Here is a 15,646-nt window from a genome sequence, read left to right as displayed (position 1 = left end):
CGCCTCAAGGCAAGCGGACGACGGCGGGAAGTCCCGCCGTCGTCCGCTCCGTCTTTGCGGTAGGCAAAACTTCCCACCACCCGCCGTCGTAGTACACGGAAACACGGCGCAATGTTCGGCCCCCGCACGTAACCTGTTTAGATGCCTCGTTTTGCGCTTGATATTGAGTCCGTCCCCCGCCCCGTCCGTTCGCAGGAGCTGCTGGATGCAGTCAACCAGCGGGTGGTCATTGCCGATGGGGCGATGGGCACCATGCTGCAGGGCCGGGAACTCTCGCTCGAGGACGACTTCCTGGGGCTCGAAGGCTGTAACGAGATCCTCAATGCCACGCGTCCGGATGTCCTCGCGGACATTCATGACGCGTACTTCGCGGTGGGAATCGACGCCGTGGAAACCAATACCTTCGGTGCGAACTGGTCGAACCTCTCCGACTACGGCATCGACGACCGGATTGAGGAGCTCGCCCGAAAAGGCGCCGAAATCGCCCGCGACCGCGCCGAAGCCGCAGAAAAAACCGACGGACGGATGCGGTGGGTCCTGGGCTCGATGGGGCCGGGCACCAAGCTCCCCAGCCTCGGGCACACCAGCTACGACTACCTCAAGCAGACCTTCGCCCTGCAGGCCGAGGGCCTCATCGACGGGGGAGCGGATGCCTTCCTCATCGAGACTAGCCAGGACCTCCTGCAGACCAAAGCCGCGGTCAACGGCTGCAAGCAGGCCATCGTGTCCCGCGGCGTGCGGCTCCCGATCTTCGTCGAGGTAACCGTCGAAACCACCGGAACCATGCTGATGGGCTCCGAGATCGGCGCGGCGCTCACCGCGCTCGAGCCGCTCGGCGTCGACGCCATCGGCCTGAACTGTGCCACCGGGCCGGATGAGATGAGCGAGCACCTGCGCCACCTGGCCAAGCAGTCCTCCGTGGCCATCGCCTGCATGCCCAATGCCGGACTGCCCGTCCTTGGCGCCAACGGCGCGCACTACCCGCTTTCGCCCACCGAACTCGCCACCGCGCACGAGCAGTTTGTGCGGGAATTCGGCCTGGGCCTCGTGGGCGGATGTTGCGGTACGACGCCGGAGCACATGGCCGCCGTCGTCGAGCGTCTTGCGCCCTTCCGCGCCAGCGCCGCTGTCACCAGCGGCGGCAGGGGCGCCGACGGCAGCCGCGTTCCCACCGAGCGTGAAGCAGGCATCGCTTCCCTCTACCATCACGTGAATTTCGACCAGGAGTCTGCGTACCTCGCCATTGGCGAGCGCACCAACGCGAACGGTTCGAAGGCGTTCCGCCAGGCGATGCTGGAAGAGCGTTGGGACGACTGCGTCGATATCGCCCGCGAGCAGGTCCGCGTCGGCGCGCACCTGCTCGACGTCTGCATTGACTATGTGGGGCGCGACGGCGTGGCCGATATGAAGGAGATCGTCTCACGTTTCGCGTCGGCCTCCACGCTCCCTCTGGTCATGGACTCCACCGAGCCGGCCGTGCTGCAGGCCGGGCTCGAACACATCGGCGGACGCCCGGTGGTCAACTCCGTCAACTACGAGGACGGCGACGGCCCGGACAGCCGCTTCGCGCGCATCATGCCGCTCGTGAAGGAACACGGCACCGCCGTGATCGCCCTGACCATCGACGAACACGGCCAGGCACGCACCACCGAGGGCAAGGTGGCCATCGCCTCGCGCCTCGTCGACGCCCTGGTGGGCGAATGGGGGATGCGCGTCGAAGACATCATCGTCGACGCCCTGACCTTCCCCATCGCCACCGGCCAGGAGGAAACCCGCCGGGACGCCATCGAAACGATCGAAGCCATCCGTCAGATCACCACGAAGTACCCCGGCATCCAAACCACGCTCGGCGTCTCGAATGTGTCCTTCGGCCTGAACCCCGCAGCGCGCATGGCCCTGAACTCGGTGTTCCTGCACGAGGCCGTGCAGGCCGGCCTGACCTCCGGCATCATCGACGCGGCCAAGATCGTGCCGCTCGCTTCGCTGCCGGAGGAGCAGCGCAAGGTGGCCTTGGACCTCGTCTGGGACCGCCGCGAATACGACGCCGACGGCAACATCACGTACGACCCGCTGAACAGCATGCTGGACCTGTTCGCCGGCGTCGACACCGCGGCGCTGAAGGACCAGCGCGCGGCTGAACTTGCGGCGCTGCCCACCGGCGAGCGCCTGGAGCGGCGCATCATCGACGGCGAGGGCAAGGGCCTTGAAGACGACCTGGACCTCGCACGCAGCGAAGGCATGACCCCGCTCGGCATCATCAACGACTACCTCCTCGAGGGCATGAAGGTTGTGGGCGAGCGCTTCGGCGCCGGCGAGATGCAGCTGCCCTTCGTGCTGCAGTCCGCCGAGGTGATGAAGACCGCGGTGGCGCTGCTCGAGCCGCACATGGAGAAGTCGGATGCTTCAGGCAAGGGCACCATGGTGATCGCCACCGTGCGCGGCGATGTGCATGACATTGGCAAGAACCTGGTGGACATCATCCTCACCAACAACGGCTACAAGGTGATCAACCTCGGCATCAAGCAGCCGATCGCCGAAATCATCGCGGCGGCTGAGGAGCACAACGCGGATGTGATCGGCATGTCCGGGCTGCTCGTGAAGTCCACCGTGGTGATGAAGGAGAACCTGGCGGAGCTGCAGTCCCGTGGCCTGGCCAAGAAGTGGCCGATTATCCTCGGCGGCGCGGCCCTCACCCGCGCCTACGTTGAGCAGGACCTGGCGGGACAGTTCGAGGGAGAGGTCCGCTACGCGAAGGACGCCTTCGAGGGCCTGTCGCTCATGGAGCCCCTGGTGCAGGTGGCCCGCGGAGCCGACCCCGCAGAGGTGGGCCTCCCCGCGCTGAAGAAGCGGATCCATAAAGGAGGCCCGAAGTTCAAGGTGACCGAGCCGGAGGCAATGCCCGGCCGTTCCGACGTCGCCGCCGACAACCACGTGCCTTCGCCGCCGTTCTGGGGCACGCGCATCGTGCGCGGCGTCTCGCTCCACGACTTCGGTGCCTTCCTCGACGAACGCGCCACCTTCATGGGGCAGTGGGGGCTCAAGCCCGGCCGCGGCGAGGACGGCGCCTCCTATGAGGAACTGGTGGAACGCGAGGGCCGGCCGCGCCTGCGGTACTGGATGGACCGCATCCTCGGCGAGGGAATGCTTGACGCATCCGTCGCGTACGGCTACTTCCCGGTGGTCTCCGAGGGGGAACAGGTGGTGGTGCTGCACCACGGCGAGGATCGCGACGGCGTCCTCGGCACCGCAGGCCTGCTCGCCCCCGACGGCGGATCAGGCGGTCCGCTCGGCACCGAGCGGCTGCGTTTCGACTTCCCGCGCCAGCGCCGCGACCGGCACCTGTGCCTGGCCGACTTCGTGCGCTCGCGCGAATCGGGGCAGATCGACGTGCTGCCGGTGCAACTGGTCACCGCAGGCGGCAATGTCGATCAGGTGACTGCCAAGCTCTTCGCCGGCGACCACTACCGCGACTACTACGAGCTCAACGGCCTGGTCATGCAGCTCACCGAGGCGCTCGCGGAATTCTGGCATGCACGCATCCGCTCGGAGCTGGGTTTCGCAGCCGAGGAGCCCAAAGACAAGGCCGGCCTGTTCAAGCTCGACTACCGCGGTGCGCGGTTCTCGCTCGGATACCCTGCGTGCCCGGACATGGAGGACCGCCGCAAGGTAGTGGAACTGCTGCATCCGGAGCGGATGGGCGTGGTCCTGAGCGATGAGCTGATGCTGCACCCCGAACAGTCCACCGACGCGTTCGTGTTCCACCACCCGGAGGCGAAGTACTTCAAGGTGTGAGTTGGTGCTGGTCCCTGTTTCAGCAGGGATAAGGCCTAAGCTTCCCCTATGGGAATTATCATCACACTGCTTATTATCTGGCTTGTCCTTTCGATCCTCGGCTTCGTGGTGAAGGGCCTGCTGTGGCTGGCATTCATCGGCCTGATCTTGTTCGTGGCCACGGCCGTGTGGGGCTGGTTCAAGCGGAAAACTAACGCCTGATCTCCTCCAGATCAGATACGACGGCGGGTAGGGCCTTGGTGGCCTGCCCGCCGTCGTTGTAGACCGGCTTCACCCGCCGGAGTGCGGCGAGAATGGCCCGCCCCACCACAGCGATTCCGACGATCGTGGTGATGGCACGCAGGGTGTCCCAGCCCGCCGTCGACGTCACCAGCGAATAGAGCAGGAAGCTGCTGAGGTTGGTGCCCAGCGGCGCGCCGGGCGCGTAGGAAATGCCGGTGCCGGCGCCCACCGCGAAGGGCCAGAACCAAAGGTTTGTCAGCAAACCGAACACGTAGGACGCCAGGACGCCGTAGCCGCACAGCATCCACAGTTCGGCTTTGCCCCGCACACGCCGGGGGAGCAGGCCGGCCCCGGCGCCCACCCACGCGCAGGCGAAGATCTGGAACGGTGTCCACGGCCCGATGCCACCCCACAAGGCGCTGGAGACGGCGATGGTGGCGGCGCCGAGGAGCATGCCGAAACGGGGACCGAAGGCCCGCCCGGCCAGGATCAGCAGGATAAAGACCGCCTCCACGCCTCCGACGCCGGTGCTTGCCACCCGCACCGCCGAACCTACGGCGGCCAGGACGCCGAGCAACGCCACCGTGTGCGCGGAGCGGACCGAACCGTCCATGGACACGACGACGGCGACGGCGGCGAGCGGCGCAATGGCCAGCGCCGCGTAGGGGAGGGCCGCGGCGGCATCCTCCGGGAAAGCCGCGGCGAGCAGCGGCCAGCAGAACGCTGCGAGGGCCAGAAGGTTTGCGGCCGCAAGAACTGCGAGCTCGACGCCCCGAGGCATCCGGATGCGGCGCTGTTTCGCGGCTCCTTGGGAGTCTGCAGGCTCGGTGACCCGTGGCCTCGATCCGGTGTCCGCCTGCCGGGGAAGCGGAAGGGGCGGTTCCGGCGCGTTGGCCGGCGCGGAAGCCGGCGCGACGCCGTCACGCATCGGGAGGATCCGGGCGCCGAGGTTGTGGGCAAAGTCGAGGTCGTGCGTGGCGATCAGGACTGCGGCACCGGCGTCCGCAGCGGCCCGCAGCGCCTCCGAGACTGCTGTACGGGCAGCAGGATCGAGTCCGCGGGTGGGCTCATCGATCAGGAGTACCTGCGGGTTCTCCATGGTCTGCAGCGCGATGGCAAGGATCCTGCGCTCTCCTGCAGAGAGATCCCGGGGATGTTCATGTCCAATGGGAATCCGGACGTCCCCCCGCAAACGGGCCAAGTGTGAAGCCGCGGGCCTTGCGGGGAGCCGGTCACCGCGCAGGTCCTGGTGCCGCCCGGCGGCAGCCTTACGCTCAGCGCGCGCCTGGCGCCGATCGGCCGCGCGGAGCTCGGCTGCGACGGTATCCCGAGTGAAGAGGTCGTCCGAGGCGTCCGGGACGAGGGCGACGCGGCCGCCGTCGACCGTGTATTCACCCGACGTGCCTTCGCCAACTGTTCCTTCACCCAGGGCGAGCGCCACCAGGAGGGACGACTTTCCTGCCCCGTTCGGCCCCACGAGGGCCACCACTTCACCGCGGTGCAGGGTCAGGGATGCGTCATGCACGAGCGGTTTGCCCTTGCGGTGCACCGCAAGGTTTGCCGCAGTCAGGACGGGCACGTGCTCCGCTGGCTCTGCCGGCGTTGGATGGGCACTAACAGGGGCCGAAGGTGCGGATGGCGCAGCACCCGGCACCAGGGCGTCGGCGTCGATGGTCCACCACGAGTCGGCAACCGGTACGAGCGGCTGCGCCCGGTGCTCCGCCACGATGACGCAGACACCGTCGTCGCGGGCGAGGGCGTTGAGAACAGCGATGACGTGTCCGCGTGCTGCGGTGTCCAGGTCGGCCAAAGGCTCATCAACCAGGAGCAGGGCCGGATGCTCCACCACCGCGGCCGCGATGGCCACAAGCGTCGCTTCACCCGCGGAGAGGGTGCTGATATTCCGGTCCAGCAGCGCCGACACTCCGATATGCTCCGCGACCTCCAGCACCCGGGCCTTGGCGGTCCCGGACGCCATGCCGCGCAACTCCAGTGCGAGGGCGATTTCGTCCCGGACCCGGGTAGAGGCGAAGGCAGCGCGGGGATTCTGCAATACGACGCCGACGAGGCGGGCGGTATCGCGCGGCGGCGTGGTGGCACGGTCCGTTCCGGCGACGCGCACGGTGCCGGAAACTTCTCCACCGTCAACGTGTGAGAGGAGGCCCGCCACGCCCCGCAGGAAGGTGGACTTGCCGGAGCCCGTCGGCCCGGTGATGACCGTTATGGACCCGCTCGACGGCGTGAACCCTGCGACGCGCACCCGCGCATCACCGATGCGGAATTCTGCGTCCCGGACGAGGACCGGCGCTTCGGTACCCTGGCCGGGCTGATGTGCTGCCCGGCTCCCGAAGCCGCGCAGCTCCAGGGCTGCGGCAACCCGGCCCGCGTGCTCAAGTGTCCGCTCGAGCACGGGCACCAGGGCGCGGGGTCCGAAGCGTTCGCCCCGCAACCGGAACGCCAGGCGTACGGAGGTCACGGCGTCGGCGAGCGCCGGGAGCGCCGCCCAGGCCACCACCAGGGTCCGGGCCAGGCCCTGCATGGGGCCGCGGCGGGCAAGGTGCACGAAGCCGCGGGCCACATCCACAAACGCATTGAGCAAGCCGAAAGCGAGAAACATCCCGGCAATCGGCAAAGCGGACAGGACCGCCTGCCACAGGCCAGCTGCGGTTACCGGGCCGAGGAGGACCACATGGGCGTACGGGGCAGGCAGCGGCACCGCCGGCAGGTCAAGCAGAACCGGTTCGCCAATGCCCGCCCCGTTGAAAAGGAAGCGGTAAATGACCCGCGCCGCGATGAAGACGACGGCGAGAGCCGCCGCTGCACGTAGCGGCGCGGGTCGAAAGGTCATGCCGCCGGTGCTGCCGGTGCGCCGTCGACCGTGAAGAGCAGTTCCACGCTCTGTCCCGGGCTCAGCTGCAGGGTGCTGAGGCCTTCCTGCGCGTATGCCCAGTCACCGGAGGCCGGCTTGACCCAGAGTGACCAGTAGGCGAAAGCAGCGGGCATCTTGCTGCAGTCTTCCCGGTACGTTCCTCCCTTGTGGGCGATGTCGAAGTCTGCGGCGGGCACGCCGTTCACGCGGCACGCCAGTTCCTTGGGATATTGGGGAGTGCCCTCAGTTTTCACCTTTGCCTCGTCGAGCACCTTGGATGCGAGGGTCGGCGCGTCCACGGGCACGCAAACGGACGTATCAGCGGCAGCCTGCTTCAGGGCGCCCGAATCGACGATGACCTTCACGCCGGCGCAGGGCCCGGAGTCGGTGCTGGCTGAAGCTGTTGCCGGGGAAGTCGATGCAGAGCTGGTTGGCTGGGTGGCGGCCGGCGTGGAACAGGCGGCGAGGGTAAATAGGAGGCCTGCGGCGGCGAGCGAGCTCGCGGCGGCGGTGCGGATCTTAGTCAAAGTCACGAGTCAAGGGTAGGACGTTGCTTGCCCGGATCCGGTTGCCGTCGCATTGTGTGACGTTAGGTCTGTCATCGCAGCGTCACCAAACGCAAGCGGACGAGGGCGGGAAGTCCCGCCGTCGTCCGCTCACGTCCGCACGGGGCCGACCCGCGGGACATCCCTACCACGGCCGGTCAGGGTGCTGACCGTGTATCGAATGCCGCAGCCGATTCCCGTAGGAGGCGTGCGACGGTGTCCACCGGCATGCCGGGGCGATGCCGCTCAACGGCCACCCGCCGTCGTACTCTCTCCGCTGACCTTCGCTATGAAGCGACGAGGGTGCCGTCCACCACGGCCTGAAGCTCCTGCAGGCGCGGGAGCGCCCGTGTTGTCAGGAGCTGCTCGCGGACCTCTGCCGAAACGGCGAGGCTGTCCTTCCACAGCGAGCGGCCAGCCATGGCGCCGCCGGCCCCGTTCGCAACCGCGATGTCTACCTGCTTGATGAACGTCTCGTGGTCGACGCCGGCCGAGAGAACCGCCCACGGCACGCCGTCTGCCGCCTCGGTGACAGCGGCACTGGCCTCGGCGGATCCCGGGTACTGGAGCTTGAGCACCTTCGCCCCGCATTCGACGGAGAGACGTGCGGAGTCGGCGACCAGGCCGGGGAACGCTGCCGCGTAGGCCTCCTCGCTTTCGCCGTTGAGGCGGTAGACGAGGATCTCGACGATCAGGAGCAGCCCCTCGGCCGTGCAGCCCGTGACGAGTTCACGGATCTCATCGGCGACGCGCGAGCCGGCGTCCTGCAGGTCCGGGCGCATGTACCAGAGCATTTTCGCGACATCGCCGCCAAGTTCGCGGACCCTCCGCGGCGACATCCCCGGCACGTACTTTGTGTAGCGCAGGCCGTCCACCGTATCGAAACCGGAGGCGTCAAGGCCGACGACGAGCGCGGTGTCACGCGAAAGAACGCCTTCATCCGCAACCCTGGGGAGGGCGACCTCCGGGTCGAGGAGGATGGCCGGCGCAGCGTTGCCCAGGTAGCGGACAAGGTCTGCCTTCGCGTCGGAGAGCTGATCGGTGGTGATGGAGTTCGGCCCGTCCGGGGCGTCATACATGACGGCCTTCATGCCATTGCGCTGGTCGGCAGCGACGATGAGCATCTTTCCGCCCGGGGTCGAAATCGCCGCCATGCCGCGGCGTTCGAGGGTTGTAAGTTCATTCATTGGGTTCTCCTTGTTGATGGTTTGGTCTTAACCGACCAGGCGAGCAAGAACGGCGGAGCGACTTGTTGGAGGCACGCCGGATCGCACCTTGACCCGTGTCTGGGAGGCGTAGCTTGGTTGGATCGGTGGAGCGGCGGTTGGCCGCAGGACTCAGCTCACGGTTTGCCGCACACCAAAGTCCTGCAGGAAGTGATCGATCTGCTGCCGGGGGGCCAGCAGGCCGTCAATCCGGATGTGCCCGACGCCGGGTGCACGCGTCACGTCGGGCGAGAGGAAGCGTTCGGGGTCCTTCATCTTCTCGAGGTCGCGTGCAGCGCCGCGGAGCCGCATGCGGTTCACCACTTCCTCGGGCGGGGTGTCCATCCAAGCGAGATGGACCCGGCCGGGAGAGATGGCCAAGCGTTCAACCAGCCGGTCCCACGCCGCCGGGAAGGTGCGTTCCGATGTGAAGGGGGCGACGACGATGACGCTGTTGCCCAGGGCGAGATTTTCCTTCGTGGTGTCGAAGAGGCAGGTGTAGCGGATATCGTTCACGCTCGCGCGGACCGGTGGCTGCGCCGTCGGCACGTCCACCAGGAACTCGCCGCCCATGTGCTCGAACAGGGGGTTCGTGAGGGTGTCGAGGTCAAGGAAGGTCCAACGGAGTTCACGGGCCAGATCATGCGCGAACGTTGTCTTGCCGCTTGCAGGCACCCCGCAGACGATGATCGCCTCGGAGGTCATTTCTTCGGTCATGTGCATTCTCATTCGTTCCAGATGTGTGGTCGGTTCGCGGCATCTCCAGTAGGGAAAGCCTCAGCGGGTGGAGTATCCGCCGTCGATGGGCAAGGAGACGCCGGTGATCATGGCGGCGGCGTCGCTGAGCAGGAAGACGATGGGGGCGGCGACGTCGTCCACCGTCGCCCAGCGTCCGAGGGGCATCTGCTCCAGGAAAGGTCCGCCGATTTCTGGGCGTCCCCAGTAGAAGTTGGACATATCGGTCATGACGACTGTCGGGTTGACGCTGTTGACGCGGATGTTGTGCTTGCCAAGTTCCAGCGCCGAGACCCGGGTGATGTTGTCCAGCGCGGCCTTGGATGAGCCGTAGGAGATATGGCCGGCGAGCGCCACAAGGCTGGCCTGGCTGGAGACGTTGACGATCGCGCCTCCGTTGCCCTGCCGGATCATGGAGGGAACGGCGTATTTGATGACCAGGAGCGCGCCGCGGGCGTTGATGCTGATGACCTTGTCAAAGACATCGATATCGGTGTCCTGCGGGGTGGCGATCTCGCCGCCGAAACCGCCGCAGTTGACGACACCCCACAGGTCCAGGCCTTCGATGGCGCCGCGGATGCTGTCCTCGGACGTCAGATCGAAGGCCAGCGGCTGTGCACCCGTTTCATCGCAAAGAGCGGCCAACGACTCGAGTGTGCGGGCGGTGGCGATCACCTTTGCCCCGGAGGCAGTGAGCTGACGGACGGTGGCGGCCCCGATGCCGCCGCTGGCCCCGGTGACCAGGACCGCGCGGCCGTTGAAGTCGGCCAGTGTGGACCGTGCCTCGACGGCCGTGCCTGCTTCGGGTGAGTCGTTCATGAGGTTCTCCTTGTAGGTATCGAAAGGCGGGTGAGGGCCTGGACGGCGCCGAGTGCCCCGGAGTGTTGCAGGGCCTCGCGTGCCAGCTGGTATGCGGCGCTGAACCGGTTGTTCTTGCCCAGCTCGCCGAAGACCTCGGTCAGGTTAAGGAACGCTCCCGGGTCTTCGTGGTCCGCGCGGACGGCGGCGCGGAGTTGGCCCAAACGGCGGTCAGTGATGTCGAAAGGTTCGCCTTGTTCATCGGTCCCTTCCAGGTACAGCGCCCAGGCTGCGACCACGAGGGCCGACCGGTCGACGGGGCCGCCGAGCTCGAGCTGTTCGCGGACGACCGGAAGCACGAATTTGGGGATCCGTTCGGATGCATCCACCATTTGGCGGGCGAGTGTGTCCCGGATGGCGGGGTTGGAGAAGCGGTGCAGCAGCTGGTGCCGGTAGGCATTGAGGTCAATGCCTGGCACCGGCCGAAGGGTTGGTGTTGCCTCCTCCTCCATAAAGCCAAGGATGAATTCGGCGAATGCCGGATCGGCACAGACTTCGTGCACGTAGCCGTGGCCGGCGAGGTGCCCGAGGTAGCTCATCACCTGGTGGCTGGCATTGAGAAGCCGGAGCTTCATCAGTTCGTAGGGTTCGACGTCGTCCACGATCTGCACGCCGGCGTCCTCCAAGGGCGGGCGCCCCGCGGGAAACGTGTCTTCGAGGACCCACTGCTCAAAGGGTTCCGCCACAACCGGCCACGCATCCGAGAACCCGTACCTGGCGGAGACGGCGGCGCGGTCCGCGTCGGTGGTGACAGGGGTGATGCGGTCCACCATGGAGTTCGGGAAGGCCACCGTGTCGCTGATCCAGGCTTCCAGCCCCGGATCCTTGAGCCGGGCGAACGACACCAGGGCCTTCCGGGCGATGTTCCCGTTCCCCTGGATGTTGTCGCACGACATGACAGTGAAAGGGAGCGTGCCCTGCTCGCGCCGCAGCGCCAGGCCCGCGGTGATGAGGCCGAACACGGAACGCGGAACACCGTTGGGCCCAAGGTCATGGACGATGTCCAGGGCGCGGGGCTCGAATTCTCCGGTGGTATCGCTGATGCTGTAGCCGCCCTCGGTCACGGATAGGGAGACGATGCGGGTGGCAGGATCGGCGAGCTTGCGGATGACCGCGGACGGGTCGTCGGGGGCGAACAGGTATTCGGTAATGGACCCGATGATCTGCGCGTCCTCGGTTCCTTCGGTGTCCTTCAGCACCAGCGTGTACAGGCCGTCCTGTGCAACGAGGGCGTCGCGCATTGCGGTGTCGGCGGGCAGGACGCCGACACCGCAGATGCCCCATTCACTGGTGCTCCCGAGGTTCAGAATCCTGTTGATGTACATGGCCTCGTGCGAGCGGTGGAACCCGCCGACGCCGAAGTGGACGATTCCGGTCTTCACTCCGCGGCGCCTGTACGACGGGACGGGTAGCCGGCCGGCCAGCTCCGGAAGGGTTGCTTCATTCAGGGACGTCATCAGGTGCTCTCTTCGGTCGGGGCCGGACGGTGCGGGTGCCGCCGGGAAGGCGGCACCCGCACCGGAGGCCGGCTGCTAGCAGGAGGACTTGTAGACGTACTGGGCGCCGTCGCCGCTGATGTTGTCCGCGGTGATCTGCTTGAACCCGGTCTGGATTTCCTTCGTGGTGGACTCGCCCTTGATGGCCTTGAGTGCCTGCTCCGCACCCTGCGTGCCGATGGACGCCGGTTCCTGGGCAATCAGTGCCTGGACGACGCCGTCCTTGAGCTGCTTGACCTGCGCGGGTCCCGCGTCAAACCCGACGATCTTGACCTGGTTCTGCTTGCCGGCCTGGCGGATGCCGGTGGCGGTTCCCTCGGCCGCGAACGTGTTGGCTGCGAAAACGCCGACGATGTCCGGGTCTTTGGCCAGGGCGGCGGAGACCAGCTTGGCCGCTTCAGCGGGGTCGTTGTGGCTGTACTGCACGCCCAGGTACTCGAAGGACGAATCAGCCTTGGCGCCCTCTTCAAAGCCGGCCACCCGGGCGTCCGCCGTGGAGACTCCGGGGTCGGTGGAAATCACGAGGACCTTGCCGCCGTCAGGGCTGAGCTTCTTGATTGCTTTGAAGGCCTCAAGGCCGCCGCCCTTGTTGTCCGAAGCGACTGCTGAGGAAGCGAATGACGGGTCCTGAACCGTCGTGTCAACAAGAACCACCTTGATGCCGGCCGCCGTGGCCGCCTTCAACGGTGCCTGCATCGCGGCCACGTCCGTAGGTGCGATGAGGATGGCGTCCGGCTTCGAAGCCACAACTGAATCCACGATGGGCTTTTGCAGCGTCGGGTCGAATTTGGCCGGACCCTGGGTGTTGATGGTGGCGCCTGCCGCTTTGGCTGCGGCGTCTATGCCGCACTGCATGCTGACGTAGAACTCATCGCCGGCCACACCCTGAATGAACGCGAGCTTGGGCTGCGTGCTGGAGCTTCCGGCGGTGGCACTGCTGCCGGCACAGGCTGTCAGGGAGGTTGCGGCAAGTGCGCCCGCGGCGAGCAGGGTGATTTTAGGGGTCAACTTCATTGTCTAGCTCCTCTAGTGCTTGGATCTGCATGGGGGTTGGTGCTGGGAGGAAATCAGTTGGGACGCCGTCCGAAGAATCTCTTGATGCCGCCTTCTTTGGCCGAATGTCCCCGGGCCGCTGCGGCCCGGCGCCGCTGGTCGACGTACACGGCGGCGACGAGGACTGCGCCGACGGCGACCTGCTGCCAGAACGGCTGGACTCCGACGATCACGAATCCGTTCTGCAGCACCGCCGGGATGAAGAGTCCGACGACGGTTCCGAAGATGGTGCCTACGCCGCCGAAGAGCGAGGTTCCGCCGATCACGACGGCGGCGATCACGTTCAGGTTCGTGGCCGACTGGCCCGCGATGGCTGTGGTGCCGTACTGCGACAGGGACAGAATGCCGCCCACGCCGGCGAGGGCTCCGGACAGTGCGTAGATGGAAATCAACTGGCGGCTGACCTTGACGCCCACGCGCCGGGCTGATTCCTCATTGGAGCCTATGGCGAAGGTGTAGAGGCCGAACTTGGTCCGGTGGAGCACGATCCCGAAGATCAGGATGAAGACCAGCGCGATGAGCGAGATCGTCGGCAGCGTGGTCCCGGGAACGTTGCCGTAGCCAATCGTGTCCTGCAGTACCGCGGGCACTTCCCGGACGTCCACGCCCCCGGTGATGACCTGCGCCAGCCCGAGTGCTCCGCCGAGTGTTCCCAGGGTGACGATGAGTGGGGGGACCTTGGCCTTCGCGATGAGGACTCCGTTCAGGAGGCCCCAGGAGAGTCCACAGCCGACGGAAACCACGATTCCGACAAAAGCCGTTCCCCAGCCCGCGTCGCCCATCGCCTGCATGACCTTGGCCGCGACGACGCCTGAGAAGACCAGGTTGGATCCGACGGACAGGTCGATGCCTGAGGTGACGATGACGAAGGTCATGCCGATCCCCAGGACGCCGAGGATGGAGACATTCTGGATGATCTGTCGGACGTTGCCCCAGGTCGGGAACACCGCCGGCGCCATGGCGGCGAAGACCACGAAGATGACCAGTAAAACGAGCAGGATCTGGAATGACTGGACCTGCAGGGCCTGCCGGAGGGAAAAGGCCGGGGACGGCACGCTGGCAGACCCGGCGGTGCGGGGAGTGGTTTCGGTGGTGGTCATGATTGTGCTCCATCAAGTGCGCCGGTCATTGCGCCGACTAGTTCTTCCACACACGTTTTCTTGGCCTCGTAGGTGGCCACGCGACGTCCGAGCCGGAGGACTTGGACCCGGTCGGCGACGTCGATGACGTGCGGCATCGAGTGGCTGATGAATACGACGCCCACGCCCTTGTCCCGGACGCGCCGAATGGTGTCGAGCACGTTCCTGGTCTGCACGACGCCGAGCGCGGCCGTCGGTTCGTCCAGGAAGATCACGCCTTTGGCCCAAGCCACGGCCCGTGCAATGGCAACGGCCTGCTTTTGACCTCCCGACATACCCCCGACGGGGTCGGTCAGGCTCCGCACGGTGGCGCCGAGTTCGTCAAAGGCTTCCCTGGACTTCAGCCGCATTGTCCTGTTATCCATGAATCCCAGCCGCCCCTGGATCCCCGGCTTGGGGATCTCGCGGCCAAGGAACATGTTCTGGGCGGCGTTCAGGTGCGGGGCCAGGGCGAGATCCTGGTAAACGGTTTCGATGCCCAGGCTGCTGGCGTGGCTTGGCGAGGTCAGCTCGACCTCTCCGCCTGCGAACAGGATCTTGCCCGAATCCAGGGCGAGATTGCCGGAAAGAGCTTTGACGAGTGTCGACTTGCCAGCGCCGTTATCGCCGATCAGGGCAACGACTTCACCTGCGTTGACGTCGAAATCCGCTCCGTCGAGGGCACGGACATTTCCGAAACTGCGGGTCAGGCCGCGGGCTTCAAGAACCGGAATGGTTGTCATTGTCTAGCACCTGTCAGCTGGTGGGGTGGATGCGGCCACGGCCTTCCGGCCGGACACACTTCGTTGCGTTGTCACTTGCTGGTTCCTCTTCTTTCAGGCTTGAGCGAGGGATTTGGGAGTCTGGGAGTGGACCAGGTTGATGACGAGGTCCGCCCGCGTTCGGGTGGTGTCAACGATTTCGGCGTTGCTTTGGTCGCTGCCCAGCGCCCAGGCCCGCGCCTCCTCGTATGGTTTTCCGAAGGTTTCGTGACGCCGTACCAGCCGGAGCTGCCGTTCGCTATCCGCCACGTCCAGGTACCAGACCTCATCGATCTGGTCCCTGCCGTCCCGCCAGCCGTCGGCGTCGAGGAGAAGGTAGTTTCCTTCGGTGATGACCAGCGGAACCTCGCGGGCCACCGGAACGGAGCCGCCGATGGATTCCTCCAGGCCGCGGTCAAATGTCGGGGCATAGACCACCGGCTCCCGGTTCGACTTGAGCCGGTGAAGCAGGTTCGCGTAGCCCCATGGATCAAAAGTGTCCGGCGCGCCCTTGCGGTCCCTGGAGCCGCGGTCCGCAAGAACCTGGTTGGCAAGATGGAAGGCATCCATGCCCACCCGGGTTGCCTGCGCGCCCAGCGCCTCATCGAGAGCCTGCGCCACTGTTGACTTTCCCGAGCCGGGCGCCCCCGTAATGCCCAGGATGCTCCGGGTTCCGCCGGTGGCAAGGGAACGGGCGCGCTCCACCAGTTCCTCCAGCGTGCAGCTCAGCGGTGCGGCGGCCCGTGAGGGGGCCGGCAACTCGTCTCCAGCAGTGTTCATCATCGTCTCCTCCGTTGGTGGTGCCACGGTGAAGAAGCTCTGCTGCCACACCCTTGAAGCGCTGTCTTGGTCAATGCGGTAGGTCTGAAGCGAAGGCCCCGAGGGTTTCGCTGTGACCTGCCTTACAGCAAGGTAGAGGTCTCGTGTCATCGATGTCAAGGATTTGTCTAAAATCAATGTCATCGATGACATGAAGTGATTGAAGATCCGGT

Annotated in this window: 12 protein-coding genes; 2 read left to right on the top strand and 10 right to left on the bottom strand. The window is 66.2% G+C overall.

Features of this window, described 5'->3' with window-relative positions; translation table 11 throughout:
• Positions 1-141: 141 nt before the first annotated feature.
• Together metH and J7I79_RS01555 are read left to right on the top strand one after the other, a co-directional pair.
• Entirely contained in the window at positions 142-3,792 is a 3,651-nt protein-coding gene (gene metH / locus J7I79_RS01560; protein WP_214949360.1) for a methionine synthase, read from the top strand.
• Positions 3,793-3,840: 48 nt separating this feature from the next.
• Entirely contained in the window at positions 3,841-3,993 is a 153-nt protein-coding gene (locus tag J7I79_RS01555; protein ID WP_028269736.1) for an LPXTG cell wall anchor domain-containing protein, read from the top strand.
• Here J7I79_RS01555 and J7I79_RS01550 read toward each other — a convergent pair.
• The 10 genes from J7I79_RS01550 to J7I79_RS01505 all read right to left on the bottom strand — a co-directional run bounded on the left by J7I79_RS01550 (position 3,983) and on the right by J7I79_RS01505 (position 15,434).
• Positions 3,983-6,862, bottom strand: coding sequence for an ATP-binding cassette domain-containing protein (locus tag J7I79_RS01550; RefSeq protein ID WP_214949358.1), 2,880 nt, complete (start codon positions 6,860-6,862; stop codon positions 3,983-3,985). The two genes, J7I79_RS01555 and J7I79_RS01550, sit on opposite strands and share 11 nt — an antisense overlap.
• Positions 6,859-7,416 (bottom strand): hypothetical protein, encoded by a 558-nt coding sequence (locus J7I79_RS01545; RefSeq protein ID WP_214949351.1) that lies wholly within the window; start codon positions 7,414-7,416, stop codon positions 6,859-6,861. The genes J7I79_RS01550 and J7I79_RS01545 overlap by 4 nt, the downstream gene beginning before the upstream one ends.
• 299 nt (positions 7,417-7,715) lie before the next feature.
• A complete protein-coding gene (locus J7I79_RS01540) occupies positions 7,716-8,615 on the bottom strand; it encodes a hypothetical protein (protein ID WP_214949349.1) in 900 nt (299 codons plus the stop codon).
• A gap of 150 nt (positions 8,616-8,765) precedes the next feature.
• Positions 8,766-9,350, bottom strand: coding sequence for an ATP-binding protein (locus J7I79_RS01535; protein WP_214949347.1), 585 nt, complete (start codon positions 9,348-9,350; stop codon positions 8,766-8,768).
• Positions 9,351-9,410: 60 nt separating this feature from the next.
• On the bottom strand, positions 9,411-10,187 hold the full coding sequence (locus tag J7I79_RS01530) for an SDR family oxidoreductase (RefSeq protein ID WP_214949346.1): 777 nt from the start codon (positions 10,185-10,187) through the stop codon (positions 9,411-9,413).
• Complete coding sequence (locus tag J7I79_RS01525) at positions 10,184-11,683, bottom strand: mannitol dehydrogenase family protein (RefSeq protein WP_214949344.1); 1,500 nt, start codon at positions 11,681-11,683, stop codon at positions 10,184-10,186. Before J7I79_RS01525 ends, J7I79_RS01530 begins: the two co-directional genes overlap by 4 nt.
• A gap of 75 nt (positions 11,684-11,758) precedes the next feature.
• Positions 11,759-12,736 carry an ABC transporter substrate-binding protein gene (locus J7I79_RS01520; RefSeq protein ID WP_214949343.1) on the bottom strand — a complete coding sequence of 326 codons (978 nt, stop codon included), beginning with the start codon at positions 12,734-12,736 and terminating at the stop codon, positions 11,759-11,761.
• A 53-nt stretch (positions 12,737-12,789) separates the two neighbouring features.
• On the bottom strand, positions 12,790-13,875 hold the full coding sequence (locus J7I79_RS01515; protein WP_214949341.1) for an ABC transporter permease: 1,086 nt from the start codon (positions 13,873-13,875) through the stop codon (positions 12,790-12,792).
• Positions 13,872-14,636 carry an ATP-binding cassette domain-containing protein gene (locus J7I79_RS01510; protein ID WP_214949339.1) on the bottom strand — a complete coding sequence of 255 codons (765 nt, stop codon included), beginning with the start codon at positions 14,634-14,636 and terminating at the stop codon, positions 13,872-13,874. The genes J7I79_RS01515 and J7I79_RS01510 overlap by 4 nt, the downstream gene beginning before the upstream one ends.
• Positions 14,637-14,729: 93 nt before the next feature.
• Positions 14,730-15,434: a nucleoside/nucleotide kinase family protein gene (locus tag J7I79_RS01505; RefSeq protein ID WP_214949337.1), complete on the bottom strand. Its 705-nt coding sequence runs from the start codon at positions 15,432-15,434 to the stop codon at positions 14,730-14,732.
• Between the last annotated feature and the right edge of the window lie 212 nt (positions 15,435-15,646).

Source organism: Arthrobacter sp. ISL-69, from assembly GCF_018613775.1.
GTDB lineage: Bacteria > Actinomycetota > Actinomycetes > Actinomycetales > Micrococcaceae > Arthrobacter.
Note: the sequence above shows the minus strand (reverse complement) of the source record. Positions and strands in the feature narration are given on the sequence as shown.